Origin of the sequence: Pseudomonas sp. LjRoot71, from assembly GCF_964253255.1 — a bacterium.
Classification (GTDB): domain Bacteria; phylum Pseudomonadota; class Gammaproteobacteria; order Pseudomonadales; family Pseudomonadaceae; genus Aquipseudomonas.
Genome location: NZ_CAXURA020000001.1, coordinates 227,089 through 240,029, shown reverse-complemented (window position 1 = coordinate 240,029; position 12,941 = coordinate 227,089). Strand labels below are relative to the sequence as shown.

Sequence of the window (12,941 nt, the reverse complement as noted above, 5' to 3'; positions counted from 1 at the left end):
AATTTTATTGTTTACATTACGACTGAAATATTAATAAATGGCAAGCCACTGCCGCTGAAAATTAAGGGACACGCCATGCACGCTCATCCACTACCGTCGCGCCGCCTGCTGTTGATGCTGGTGGCGTTGACGGCCCTTGGCGAAATCTCCACGCAACTGATCATTCCCAGCCTGGGCGCTATCGAGCTGATCATGTCCGCACAACCGGGTAGCAGCCTGCTGGCGTTGTCGGCTTTCGTCGCGGCGTTTGGCCTGGGGCAGTTATGGCTTGGTCCCTTGTCGGACCGCATCGGCCGGCGTCCGGTGCTGATCGCCGGGTTGCTGGTCTACCTGCTGGCGACCCTGTGGATGCTGCTGGCCGGCAGCATGGGTGAATTTATCGCTGCCCGTGTGTTGCAGGGCATTGGTGCCTGTACGGCGCTGGTGTTGGCGCGGGCCATCGTGCGCGATGTGTGGCAGGCCCAGGCGGGGCCGGCATTGGCCCTGACGGTGATCGGTATGCTCTGCGCCATCGTCCTTTCGCCCATGCTCGGCGGGGTGCTGACGCTTTATGGCGGCTGGCGCGCACCGATTGCCCTGGCGCTGCTGATCGGCGTAGCCATCGTTGTTGCGGTGTTGGGTCTGTACCGCGAAAGCAATCAGCAACTTGACCCGCAGGCCGGGCAACTCAGCCGTTTGGTCGGTAATTACCGCGATCTGCTGCGCGCCGCTTCGTTTCGCGCGTTGGCCCTGACGCTGGCCTGTACCTATGGCGCGATGTTTGCGGTGGTTGCTGGCTCTTCGGCTGTGTATATCGGTCTGCTGGGGTTGAGCACGGCGCAATTCGGTATCACCTTCGCGGCCATCGTTTCGGCGCTGATTGCCGGCGCGCTGTTCACCCAGCGGCGCATCCTGCAACTGGGGCCCGAGCGGATCGTTGGCATCGGTGCAGCGCTGGTGGCGAGCGGCGCGCTGGCTACCTTGGCTATTTATCTGCTGTTTGGCTTGTCGCTGCTCGGCTTGTCGGTGCCCCAGGTACTGGTCACGCTGGGTGGCGGCATGTTGCTGCCGGCTTCGGTGGCTGGCGCGGTGATTCCCAATGCCCACCGCGCTGGCTTGGCGGCAGGCTTTATGGGGTTTGCGCAAATGGCCGGCGCCACCTGCAGCGGTGTTTTGCTCAGCCTGCTGGCGGATGGTTCGGCGTGGCCTATGGTGTTGCTGAACAGTTTATTTGCCGTTGCGGCGTTCTGCGCCTTCCACCTGCTGCGTCCACGGCCAGCAGCGAACGCCGCTTTGGTTCGCTAAACCTCTGCAGCCTATAGGAGTAACTCAATGAGCAACTATGACGTGCTGATTATCGGTGGCGGCCCCGGCGGCTACAACGCAGCCATCCGTGCCGGACAACTGGGCCTGAAAGTCGCCTGTATCGAGGGGCGTGAAACTTTGGGTGGCACCTGCCTGAATGTCGGCTGCATGCCGTCGAAGGCCTTGTTGCATGCCTCGGAGTTGTATGAAACGGCGACCAGTGGCGAGCTGAATAACCTCGGTATCGAGGTCAAGCCGACGCTCAACCTGGCGCAGATGATGAAGCAGAAGGATGAGAGTGTGACCGCCCTGACCAAGGGCATCGAATTCCTCTTTCGCAAGAACAAGGTCGAGTGGATCAAGGGCTGGGGCCGTTTGAACGGGCCGGGCAAGGTGACGGTGACCCTCGCCGATGGCAGCGTGCGTGAGTTGCAGGCCAAGGACATTGTGATCGCCACCGGCTCGGAGCCGACGCCACTGCCGGGGGTGACCATTGATAATCAGCGCATCCTCGACTCCACCGGCGCGCTGGCTCTGCCCGAGGTGCCCAAGCACCTGGTGGTGATCGGTGCCGGGGTGATCGGTCTGGAGCTGGGTTCGGTGTGGCGGCGCTTGGGCAGTGAGGTGACGGTGGTGGAGTACCTCGACCGTATTTGCCCAGGCCTGGACGATGAAACCGCGAAAACCCTGCAGCGCACTCTGAGTAAGCAGGGCATGCGCTTCAAACTGGCCACCAAAGTCAGTGCCGCCCAGGCCACGGCAAACGGTGTAACCCTTGATCTGCAGCCCGCCGCTGGCGGCGCAATCGAGCAGCTCCAGGCTGACTATGTGTTGGTCGCCATCGGTCGTCGTCCCTATAGCGCCGGCCTGGGGCTGGAGACTGTCGGCCTGGCCACCGACAAGCGCGGCATGCTGGAAAACCAGCAGCACCGCAGCAGCGTGCCGGGCATCTGGATCATCGGTGACGTGACCTCCGGGCCGATGCTCGCGCACAAGGCCGAAGATGAAGCCATTGCCTGTATCGAACGGATTGCCGGGCACGCTGCCGAGGTCAATTACGAGACCATTCCCGGGGTGATCTACACCAGGCCGGAAGTTGCCACCGTGGGCAAGACCGAGGAGCAGCTGAAGGCCGCAGGGCGTGCCTACAAGGTCGGCAAGTTTCCCTTCACCGCCAACAGCCGGGCGAAGATCAACCACGAGGCCGAAGGCTTCGTCAAAGTGCTGGCCGATGAGCGTACCGACCAGATTCTCGGCGTGCATATTATCGGCCCCAGCGCTGGTGAGCTGATCGGCGAGTACTGCGTGGCCCTGGAATTCAGCGCCTCGGCCGAAGACATCGCGCTGATTTGCCACCCGCACCCGACCCGCTCAGAGGCCTTGCGCCAGGCGGCGATGAGTGTGCACGGCCGGGCCATGCAGGCCTGAGTGCAGGCTTAGGTTCTTTCAGCGCCAGTTGAGGATCGGCCAGCCGGCTTGCTCGGCATGGGCGCGCAGGGTCGGATCCGGGTTTACCGCGTAGGGGAAGTCCACCTGGCTCAGCAGCGGCAGGTCGTTGCGTGAGTCGGAATAGAAGTAGGCACCGGCCAGGCTTTCGCCTTGCTCCTGCAGCCAGGCCTGCAGTCGGGTGACTTTGCCTTCGCGATAGGTCAGCACGCCCTGGGTCTTGCCGCTGTAGCAGCCGTGCTGCAGCTCGCAGTCGATGGCCAGCACCTCGTCTATCCCCAGGCGCTCGGCGATGGCGCTGACCAGGAAATGCGCTGAGGCCGAGATCACCAGCAGGCGGTCGCCGGCGGCGCGGTGCTGGGCCAGACAGCGCATGGCGTCGCTGTAGATGATCGGCTCGATAACATCCTCGACGAAGGGATCGACGACGAACTCGACTTCCTCCGGCGTGCGACCCACCAGCGGCGACAGGGTGTAGGCCATGTAGTCCTCCATGGCCAGCTTGCCTTGGGAGTAGAGCGCCATCAGTTCCTGCTCGCGGGCCAGGAAACTGTCGCGGTCGACCCACTGGATGTCGGCCATGTGCGTGGCCCACAGCGAGGCGCAGTCGCCGTGGATCAGGGTTTCGTCGAGGTCGAAGATTGCCAGGGCCATCACGCCACCTCCCGGATTGCCTGTTCGTCGATGCTCAGGCCGATGCACTGGCCCTTGCCGATCAGGTCGCCTTCGCGGCGGTTGAGTACGTCGACCACCAGCTGCACGCCATTGGCTTCGACGCGGTAGCGGATGACGTTGCCGAGCAGACTGTGGCCGAGAATTTCCGCGGCGATGGCGCCGCTGTGGTGCAACTGGATGGCCTCCGGGCGGATGGCGATGCGGCTGCTCACCGGGCGCAGCAGCAGGCGGCTGGCGGTCTCCGCATCGAGCAGGTTGTAGTTGCCGATGAAGCCGGCGGCAAAGGCATCCACTGGTGCGGTGTAGAGGGTCTCGGCATCGCCGCTCTGGACGATCTTGCCGGCGTTCATCAGGAAGATGCGGTCGCTCATGGTCAGTGCCTCCTCCTGGTCGTGGGTGACGAAGATGGTGGTCAGGCCGAGGTCCTGCTGGATGCTGCGGATCTGCTCGCGCAGGTGTTTGCGGATGCGTGCATCCAGCGCCGACAGTGGCTCGTCGAGCAGCAGCAGGCGCGGGCGGGTGACCAGCGAACGGGCCAGGGCCACGCGCTGGCATTGGCCGCCGGAGAGCTGGTGCGGGTAGCGGCTGGCGAAGTCGCCCAGCTCGACCATGGCCAGGGCCTCCTGCACGCGCTGGGCGCTTTCCTCCTTGCCAACTTTCTGCATGCGCAGGCCGAAGGCGACGTTCTGCGCCACGCTCATGTTGGGGAACAGCGCATAGCTCTGGAACACCATGCCGATGTCGCGCTTTTGCGGCGACAGCGGCACCAGGTCCTGGCCGTCGAGGAGAATCTGCCCGCCGCCGACGTCGGTCAGGCCGGCGATGCAGCGCAGCAGGGTGGATTTGCCGCAACCGGAGGGGCCGAGCAGGGTGACGAACTCGCCCTGGGCGATTTCGCAGTTGATGTCGCTGAAGATCGAGGTGGCGCCGTAGCTTTTATGCAGGCCGCGGATGCTCAGGTAACTCATAAAAAGTCCTTGTAGTCTGGTACTCGCTGCGCTCGACGCAGCCTACTGTTTGTCCCTGTTCAGGCGAGTGGCTGCCCAGGTGAAGATCAGCACGAAGAAGAAGTAGGAAATCACCAGCGCGCTGTTGAAGTGGCCGCTGCTGTTTTTCATGTTGTTGAGGTACACCTGCAGGGTTTCGTAGCGGGTGCCGACCAGCAGGTTGGCGAACACGAACTCGCCGAACAGGAAGCTGAACGAGAGGAACAGCGAGACCATCAGGCCCTTGCGCAGGTTAGGCAGCACCACCAGGAAGGCGGCCTGCCAGGTGCTGGCCCCGAGCAGCTGGGCGGCGTCCATCAGGTCGCGCAGGTTGATCGCCTGCAGGTTGTTGGTGATCGCCCGGTACATGAACGGCAGGGCCACGGTGAAGTAGCAGCCGATCAGAATCCACGGCGTGCCGACCATCGCCAGCGGCCCGGAACCGTAGACCTGCAGCAGGCCGACCGAAGACACCACCGGCGGCACGGCGAACGGCAGCAGGATCAGGATGTTCATCAGCCCGTCGAGCTTGGGGAAGTGGTAATGCACCACAAACAGCAGCGGCAGGATCAGCACGGTGGCCAGCAGCAGGGAGCCGAAGCACACCAGCAGCGACTGGCCGAAAGCGGCCAGGAAACGAGGGTCGCTCCACAGCGCCACATACCACTTGAAGGTCAGGCCGGATGGCAGGATGGTCGCCGACCAACTGGTGGAGAGTGAGTAGACCAAGGTGCCGGCCAGCGGCAGCAGCAGGATCAGGAACAGCAACCAGACCACCGTGCGGTGATAGAGGGCGGCCGGTTTGGCATCAGCGCGCGACATGGTAGCTCCTCTTAAGCAGCCACTGGTGCGCGGCGGTGATCACCACCATCAGGCCCACCAGCACCATCGCCAGGGCACTGGCCATGTCCGGGTTGAGGCTGATATCGCCGGCGACCATGGCGGCGATGCGGATCGGCAGCACGTTGAAGTTGCCGGTGGTCAGCGCATACACCGTGGCGTAGGCGCCCAGGGCGTTAGCCAGGAGGATGACGAAGGTGCCGAGCAGTGCCGGGGTCAGCACCGGCAGGCCGATATGCCGCCAGAACTCCCAGGTACCGGCACCGAGCAGCGCGGCGGACTCGCGCCAGTCTTCGCGCAGGGCGTCGAAGGCCGGGTAGAGCAGCAGCACGCCGAGGGGAATCTGGAAATAGGTGTAGAGCACGATCAGCCCGGTCTTGGAATACAGGTTGAAGTCTTCGATGATCCCGGCCTGCTTGAGCAGCAGGGTCAGCGCGCCGTTGAAGCCGAGGATGATGATGAAGGCGAAGGCCAGCGGCACCCCGGCGAAGTTGCTGGTCATGTTGGAGAAGGCCATGACGAAGTCGCGCAGCTTGGAGTCGACCTGGCGCAGCGAGTAGCTGCCGAGCACGGCGATGACGATGCCGAACAGACTCGACCAGAAGGCAATCTGCAGGCTGTGCTTGATCGCCTGCAGGTAGAACTTGGAGCTGAAGATCTTCTCGAAATTACCCAGGCCCCAGGCGTCGCCGACGCTCAGGCTGTGCACCGCGACCCACAGCAGTGGGGCGATCTGGAAGGCGATGAAGAAAATCGCGAAGGGCAGCAGGCAGAGCAGGGCCAGCCATTTGCCGCGGGGTTTGCTGGCCGTCACTTGAGCAATTCCTTGCACAGCGGTTTGTCGTGGCTGGCGCCGAGCAGGGTGCAGATGGTGCCGCACAGTTCGGTCTGCCGGGGTTGCGCGCTGCCATCCAGGCTGAAGGCGCTGCCGGCGACGAACAACGGCACTTCGCGCTCTTCCGCCAGCAGGCCGTTGTGCGAACGGTCGTTGTTCATGCCGTGGTCGGCGGTGACCAGCACCTGGTAGCCGGCATCCAGCCAGCGCTGCAGGTATTCGGCCAGCAGCAGGTCGGCGCGGCGCGCGCTGTTGCGGTACTGCGGCGAGTCCAGGCCATGCTTGTGGCCGGCGTCGTCGATATTCATCGGGTGCACCAGCAGGAAGTTCGGCTGGTGCTGCACACGCAGATGCTCGGCATCGGCGAACAGGTGCGAATCCGGGTAGTGGTCGGCGTAATAGAAGTGGCCGTGCTGGATCGGCAAGGTGCTGTCACTGGTGTGGCGGTCGCGGGCGGCATCGAAGGGCGCGCGGTTATACAGCTCGCTCATCCAGTGATAGGCCGCGGCGGCGGTGGTCAGGCCAGCTGCACGGGCGTAGTGGAAGATACTGCGCTGGTTGGACAGGCGCACCACATCGTTGTGCACGATGCCGCTGTCGATCGGCGCCACGCCGGTCATCAGGCATTCGTAGAGCGGGCGGGACAGTGCGGGCAGCTCGCATTCGAGCTTGTACAGCGCAGCGCGGCCAGCGCCGCAGTAGGCCTGCAGATGGCCCAGCGCATGGCGGGCTACCTCGTAATTCAGGCCATCCAGTACCACCAGGATGACGTTGTGTTTCATCGCGCGATTTCCTTGAGCAAAAACACGGCCCGGCGAGCGCCGGGCCGTGGGCGAGCGCTTACTGCATTTCGATGATCACGTTTTCCTGCCACAGCTGCGGCAGTGCTTTCGAGGTGGTTTCCCAGGCGGCCGGATCCTTGATCGGCTGAACCTTGGCGTACTGCTCGTTGGGCAGCAGCTTGGCTTGCACCTCGGCCGGCAGGGTCAGGTGCTCGGCGCGGATCGGCCGGGCGTTGCCCTTGGCCAGGTTGATCTGCCCGGCATCGCTGAGGATGTACTCACGCGCCAGCTTGGCCGCGTTGGGGTGCTTGGCGTACTTGTTGATGATGGTGGTGTAGCCGGAGATCACCGAACCATCGGACGGGATTAGCACTTCGAAGCGGCTCGGGTCGATCTGATCGCGGTAGGACAGGCCGTTGAAGTCCCAGACGATGCCGACTTCCACTTCGCCTTTTTCCAGGGTCTGGATGGTCGGGTTGGACAGGCCCAGGCGGCCCTGCTTGGCGATCTCGGCGAAGAAGTCCAGGCCCGGCTGGATGTTCTTCTCGTCACCGCCGTTGGCGATGGACGCGGCCAGTACGCCGTTGACGGCCTGGGCGGCGGCACTGACGTCGCCGATGGCGACCTTGTACTTGCCCTGTTTCAGGTCGGCCCAGGACTTGGGTACGTCCTTGACCAGTTGCTTGTTGACGATAAAGGCGATGGAGCCGGTGTAGGCCAGCATCCAGTGGCCGTCGGCATCCTTGGCCCAGGTCGGAATCTGTTCCCAGGTGCTCGGTTTGTAGGCTTGGGTAACACCCTGCTGCACAGCGATGGGGCCGAAGGCGGCGCCGACGTCGCCGATGTCGGCGGTGGCGTTGTCTTTCTCGGCGGCGAATTTGGCAATTTCCTGGGCCGAACTCATGTCGGTGTCCATGTGCTTGAGGCCGTAGAGTTTATTCAGGTCGGCCCAGGTATCTTTCCAGTTGGCCCAGCTATCAGGCATGCCCACACTGTTTACCGTGCCTTCTGCGCGTGCGGCTTGTTCCAGCGCGTGCAAGTCTGTTCCGGCCGCCATGGCCGAGGTGGCCAGGGCGATGGCAGAGCCCATCAGTGAAGCCAGCAACAGTTGTTTCATTGGAAACTCCTTTGCGAGTGATATGCGTGCGAAGTTAAGCTTCTGGTCTAGATCAGCAAAACTTGCGCCACTTTAGGCTTGTGTAATGACAGTTTTATGTACATTCGCTATCAAATGGCCACGTAGAGGCGTTGGTAACGGCTGATCAGCAAGCGTAGACCATCACTCGGGTGCCGATTAATTGAGGTATGGGCGGTGCGTTACCGATAAATGGATGGGCTGAAAGATTATTGTCATGGTCTGTTTATCAAGACTGCTTAAACTTGAAACATGCTTTTAAAACCGCTGCAGGCAGTGGTTATTGCCCCTGAATGGGGCTGGACTAGTCCAGATTCGGAGGTCTTGATGCGCGATGAAGCGCCGCGGGCAGTCACCGCTATATGCCGGGCATTGGAAGAACAGATCGAACACGGCCTGTTGCCATCGGGCAGCCAGTTGCCGGCCGAGCGCAAGCTCAGCGAAGTGTTCGACACCACGCGGATCACCCTGCGTGAAGCGCTGGGGCAATTGGAAGCGCAAGGGCTGATCTACCGTGAGGATCGCCGTGGCTGGTTTGTCTCACCGCCACGGGTGACCTATAACCCGTTGGTGCGCAGCCACTTCCATGCCATGGTCGGCGAGCAGGGTCGGGTGCCGGCCACCGAAGTGCTGAGTGCCAAGCAGATTCCCGCCAGTGCGGAAATCTGCCAGCTGTTGGCCTTGCCAGCGCTGTCCAGCGTGTACCAGATCCGGCGCGCGCGGCGAATCGACGGGCGTCTGGTGCTGTATGTCGAGCACTACCTCAACCCGAACTATTTCGCCGGTATTCTGGATTTCGACCTGACCCGTTCGCTGACCGAGCTGTATGCCAGTGAGTACGGCATTCATTACGGGCGAGTGCGTTTCGATATGGTGCCCACGGCGTTGCACAGCGAAGCCGCTTCAGCTTTGAAAGTGGCAGTGGGGAGCCCGGCGCTGCGCATCGTGCGGATCAACCGCGACCAGCATGGACGGCTGATCGACTGCGACCTGGAATTCTGGCGCCACGACGCCCTGCATGTGAGCGTCGAAGTGCCGGAGTAAGGCGGGTTTACATCGCTGTGCGCAGGGTTGTTCGTAGGGTGGCGTTGGGCGAAGTGATACCTATCAGAGCCGCTAATCCACCCTGCGTCGCGTCGTTCACGGTAAATCAGCGCTGGCGTAAAACGCCGTCAGCACCTTCACCAGATGCGCCAGGTCATGGCTGCCGGCCAGTTCGCGGATCGAGTGCATGGCGAAGGTCGGCAAGCCGATATCCACGGTGCGTACGCCCAGTTGGCTGGCAGTGATCGGGCCGATGGTCGAGCCGCAGCCCATGTCGCTGCGGGTGACGAAGCTCTGCACCGGCACTTCGTTTTCCAAACACAGATGACGGAAGAACCCGGCGGTTTCGCTGTTGGTGGCGTAGCGCTGGTTGCTGTTGATCTTGATTACCGGGCCAGCGTTGAGCTTGGGTCCATGGTTCTGGTCGTGCTTGTCGGCGTAGTTGGGGTGCACGCCGTGAGCGTTGTCCGCCGAAACCAGCAGCGAACGCTGAATGGTACGCACGAAGGCATCACCCTCTGGTAGCACGCGGCGCAATACCTGTTCAAGCATCGGGCCGTCAGCTCCGCAGGCCGAGCAGGAGCCGACTTCCTCATGATCGGTGCACACCAGCACGCAGCTTTCCTCATCCGGCGCAGCCAGCAGCGCTTGCAGACCGGCGTAGCAGGACAGCAGGTTGTCCAGGCGTGCGCCGGCGATAAAGTCGCTGTTCAGGCCGATTACTGCTGCGCTTTGGGTGTCATAGAAGCTCAGCTCGTAATCGAGCACCGCATCGGCACTGAAATCGTGTTCACGGGCCAACTGATCGGTGATCAGCGCGCGGAAGTCGGCCGCTTCGCTGCCCGCGAGTTGGGCGAGGATCGGCGGTAGTTCGTTCTGCGCATTGATCGCCCAGCCCTGGTTGGCTTCACGGTTGAGGTGAATGGCCAGGTTGGGGATGACCGCAATCGGGCTCTGGAAGTCGATTAACTGGCTTTCCACCTTGCCGTCGCGCCGGTAAGTGACACGGCCGGCCAGCGACAGGTCGCGGTCAAACCAGGGTGCCAATAGTGCGCCGCCGTACACCTCAACGCCGAGCTGGAAAAAGCCCTGGCGTTGCAGCTCCGGTTGCGGTTTGACGCGTAGGCATGGGCTGTCGGTGTGTGCGCCAACCAGGCGGATGCCGCCTTCCAGCGGCGCGCGTTTGCCCAGTTTGAAGGCAATGATCGAGGAGTCGTTGCGCGTCACGTAATAGCGGCCACCGGCTTCGGTGTGCCAACTGGCGCGCTCATCCAGGTGCTGAAACCCCGCAGCTTCAAGACGCAAAGCCAGGCTGGCGGTGGCATGGAAAGGGGTGGGCGAGGCCTTGAGGAACTCGATCAGGCCTTGATTCAAATCTTCGCGCATAGGGCACTCCGGGCGGCAATCGGCCGAGTTTAGCGGATTTGCTAAAGGCGCTGTTGTGTCGCAGCGCTGCTTAGAGACCAGTCGCATGAGAGTGAGGCGTTTGTCGCGGCTGAAGCCCCTCCCACAGTTTTGCTTCAGGCCGCTAGATGAGCTGCAGTCTTACGCTGTGGAAGGTGCTTCAGCGGCGAACTTTTGGGGCAAGATCGCATATCAGTAATGCGTGTATGCAATTGCTCAGCGCGGGATGCTGATCAGGCTGAGCAGGTAGCCGTCGAACTCGGCGAACTGGCCTTCCAGCTCACTGCCGGCCGGCCAGTCGGCATGCAGGTCAATCAGCAGACGCATACGCACCTTGTTGTCTGAGGTGACGCTGAGCAGCTCGGCATCCTGAAAGTAGAAGTACCGTAGCACCTGCGGGTAGAGCGCTTTGAACAGGCTCTCCTTGAGTGAGAAGGTCAGGCTGATGCGCTGGGCCCGCTGTTCTGTGGGCAGGTCTTCCAGGCGCAACCGTTCGTTGGCTGTGAGAATTTCCCCGACCAGGCGTTCGGCGCGGCTGGCCGGCATGATGCGCTCGATATCCAGACCCAGGCCGCGCCAATCCGAGTTGTTGCCCACCACGGCGCCTGCCCAGCCACTGCCATGGGTGATTGAGCCCAGCGTGCCGGCTGGCCATTGTGGCGCGCGGTCTGCGTCGCTGCCGGGAACGGTCGCCAGGCCTGTGAGCTGGTTCAGGGCCGTGCGGGCGCACAGGCGGCCGGCCAGGTATTCGGCCTGACGCTTGGCAACGCCTGTTATCGGTGTAATGGCGCAGCGCTGGAAATCCTCGCTGTGCAGCAGCGCAGGATCAAAACGGGTGCTGCATAGCAGCAGCGACGGTAATTGATGGGGCAGGGGCCAGTGGGCGCTGAGCGCGGTGCAACAGGCCGGCAGGTAGTCTGTAGTCATGGGCGCATTCTGCCGCGTGTGGGACGTATCGGCCAGCCGGCGGTGCTGTTTACAATTCTTTGCAAAGCGGCAACAAAGCTAAACGGAGTGGGTACAGTTTTTTTGCCACACTGAGTCATGCGTTTCCTAGGAGACGCAGGTGAGGTTGTAGCGGGGCATGCGTGAGGCGTGTACCTGCATTTCTCTGAGATTGAGTGCGGGAGCCCATTTGGGCTCCCGTTTTTTTTGCCTGCCAGCCTTGGGCCATCCTGCGGGCCGTCGCTGAGCGACGTTAAAAACTGCTCCAGACAGTTTTTATGCCGCTGTGCCAATCGTGTTTTGCGTCTTTAGTGCTCGACACCGAGCGTAAAGTGGCCTGCATGCGTAGGGTGCGCAGTGCGCACAAGCTATTGCTCGTCTGGGCTGTCTGCGCGGTTGTGAGCCCCGGGGTGCGCACAGCACACCCTACGGATTGCAGTGTTAGTCGCACGCTTTTTTGCTCTGCGTTACCAGCCAGGCACCCCGCTCATATCCGGCAGTTTGTGGGCAATGCCTTTATGGCAATCAATGCAGGTGGCTGCGCCGCTGGCCAGGGCCGTGGAGTGCATCTGCCGAGCGCGCTGGCCCTGGCGGGTGAAGTCCATAAATTCGAAGTTGTGGCAGTTGCGGCATTCCAGTGAGTCGTTGGCTTTGAGCCGTGCCCATTCGTGTTCGGCCAGTTCGCGGCGATGGGCGAGGAACTTGTCGCGGGTGTTGATAGTGCCGAAGATCTTGCCCCACACCTCTTTGGAGGCCTGCATCTTGCGCGCGATTTTGTCGGTCCATTTATGTGGTACGTGACAGTCCGGGCAGGTGGCGCGCACCCCAGAGCGGTTGCTGTAGTGGATGGTGTCCTTCAGCTCGACATACACGTTGTCGCGCATCTCGTGGCAGGAAATGCAGAACTGCTCGGTGTTGGTGGCCTCCAGTGCGGTGTTGAAGCCGCCCCAGAAGATGATCCCGGCGATAAATCCACCTAGGGTGAGAAAGCCCAGGCTGTAATGCACGCTCGGACGACGCAGGATGCCCCAGTAGTCCTTGAGCAGGGCGAACAATGATTTCATGACGCCTCCTCAGGGTTTGGCCGGTGCCTTGGCTTCGTTCTGCAACAGGGTGTCGATGGTCTGAAAGCTGTTGCCCACCAGCGGCTGCACCTCGTTCTGCGAGACGTGACACTGGTTGCAGAAGTAGCGCCGTGGTGACACCGCCGCCAGTGCCTGGCCGTCGCGGTCCATGTAATGGGTGATGCTGATCATCGGCGCCTGGGTGCGCGCGCTGCCTGCGCGGCTGTGGCAGGTCAGGCACTTGTTGCCGTTTTTGTCGATCTGGTAGCTGCTGATGCTGTGCGGGATGGTCGGCGGTTGTTCGGGGTAGTTACGTTCGCGCTTGAGGTCCTTGTTTTCCTCGTTGGCGATGGGCGGGGCCGGCAGGATCTGGCTGATGGTGCCACCAGCGCGGCGGCCATCCGGGGCTGGAGCGTCCAGCGGGTAGTTGACCTCGGCAGCCACGGCAATGCCGAACGCGGCCAGCAGCAATAAAGGCAGTAGGCGATAGTTCATCAGGCT

The 12,941-nt window shown here is 62.3% G+C and carries 13 protein-coding genes; 3 read left to right on the top strand and 10 right to left on the bottom strand.

Annotation, left to right across the window (positions count from 1 at the left end; genetic code table 11):
* Positions 1-75 precede the first annotated feature (75 nt).
* Together ACSQ17_RS01150 and lpdA are read left to right on the top strand one after the other, a co-directional pair.
* Positions 76-1,284, top strand: a complete 1,209-nt coding sequence (locus ACSQ17_RS01150; RefSeq protein ID WP_436067243.1) for an MFS transporter — start codon at positions 76-78, stop codon at positions 1,282-1,284.
* A 27-nt stretch (positions 1,285-1,311) separates the two neighbouring features.
* Positions 1,312-2,712, top strand: a complete 1,401-nt coding sequence (gene lpdA / locus ACSQ17_RS01145) for a dihydrolipoyl dehydrogenase (protein ID WP_436067242.1) — start codon at positions 1,312-1,314, stop codon at positions 2,710-2,712.
* Between the two features lie 18 nt (positions 2,713-2,730).
* Here lpdA and ACSQ17_RS01140 read toward each other — a convergent pair whose 3' ends face one another.
* From ACSQ17_RS01140 to ACSQ17_RS01115, 6 genes are read right to left on the bottom strand one after another with little or no spacing between them, the layout of a single operon-like run.
* The gene (locus ACSQ17_RS01140; protein WP_436067241.1) at positions 2,731-3,384 is read right to left on the bottom strand and encodes an HAD family hydrolase; all 654 of its coding nucleotides are present in this window, start codon (positions 3,382-3,384) and stop codon (positions 2,731-2,733) included.
* Positions 3,384-4,373: an ABC transporter ATP-binding protein gene (locus ACSQ17_RS01135; RefSeq protein ID WP_436067240.1), complete on the bottom strand. Its 990-nt coding sequence runs from the start codon at positions 4,371-4,373 to the stop codon at positions 3,384-3,386. Before ACSQ17_RS01135 ends, ACSQ17_RS01140 begins: the two co-directional genes overlap by 1 nt.
* Before the next feature lie 42 nt (positions 4,374-4,415).
* A complete protein-coding gene (locus ACSQ17_RS01130; protein WP_436067239.1) occupies positions 4,416-5,213 on the bottom strand; it encodes an ABC transporter permease in 798 nt (265 codons plus the stop codon).
* A complete protein-coding gene (locus tag ACSQ17_RS01125; RefSeq protein ID WP_436067238.1) occupies positions 5,200-6,045 on the bottom strand; it encodes an ABC transporter permease in 846 nt (281 codons plus the stop codon). The genes ACSQ17_RS01130 and ACSQ17_RS01125 overlap by 14 nt, the downstream gene beginning before the upstream one ends.
* Positions 6,042-6,848 (bottom strand): alkaline phosphatase family protein, encoded by an 807-nt coding sequence (locus ACSQ17_RS01120; protein ID WP_436067237.1) that lies wholly within the window; start codon positions 6,846-6,848, stop codon positions 6,042-6,044. The genes ACSQ17_RS01125 and ACSQ17_RS01120 overlap by 4 nt, the downstream gene beginning before the upstream one ends.
* Before the next feature lie 58 nt (positions 6,849-6,906).
* A complete protein-coding gene (locus tag ACSQ17_RS01115; RefSeq protein WP_436067236.1) occupies positions 6,907-7,965 on the bottom strand; it encodes an ABC transporter substrate-binding protein in 1,059 nt (352 codons plus the stop codon).
* 345 nt (positions 7,966-8,310) lie between these two features.
* On the opposite strand from ACSQ17_RS01115, the gene ACSQ17_RS01110 reads away from it, so the two are divergent.
* Positions 8,311-9,027: a UTRA domain-containing protein gene (locus ACSQ17_RS01110; protein WP_233684707.1), complete on the top strand. Its 717-nt coding sequence runs from the start codon at positions 8,311-8,313 to the stop codon at positions 9,025-9,027.
* 96 nt (positions 9,028-9,123) lie between these two features.
* Here the strand turns inward: ACSQ17_RS01110 and ACSQ17_RS01105 are convergent, their stop codons facing one another.
* The 4 genes from ACSQ17_RS01105 to ACSQ17_RS01090 all read right to left on the bottom strand — a co-directional run bounded on the left by ACSQ17_RS01105 (position 9,124) and on the right by ACSQ17_RS01090 (position 12,935).
* Positions 9,124-10,413, bottom strand: coding sequence for a M18 family aminopeptidase (locus ACSQ17_RS01105; RefSeq protein WP_436067235.1), 1,290 nt, complete (start codon positions 10,411-10,413; stop codon positions 9,124-9,126).
* A gap of 234 nt (positions 10,414-10,647) precedes the next feature.
* The gene (locus tag ACSQ17_RS01100) at positions 10,648-11,358 is read right to left on the bottom strand and encodes a 4'-phosphopantetheinyl transferase family protein (protein ID WP_436067234.1); all 711 of its coding nucleotides are present in this window, start codon (positions 11,356-11,358) and stop codon (positions 10,648-10,650) included.
* A 485-nt stretch (positions 11,359-11,843) separates the two neighbouring features.
* Positions 11,844-12,440, bottom strand: a complete 597-nt coding sequence (locus ACSQ17_RS01095) for a cytochrome c3 family protein (protein WP_233684710.1) — start codon at positions 12,438-12,440, stop codon at positions 11,844-11,846.
* A 9-nt stretch (positions 12,441-12,449) separates the two neighbouring features.
* On the bottom strand, positions 12,450-12,935 hold the full coding sequence (locus tag ACSQ17_RS01090; RefSeq protein ID WP_436067233.1) for a nitrate reductase cytochrome c-type subunit: 486 nt from the start codon (positions 12,933-12,935) through the stop codon (positions 12,450-12,452).
* Positions 12,936-12,941: the final 6 nt, after the last annotated feature.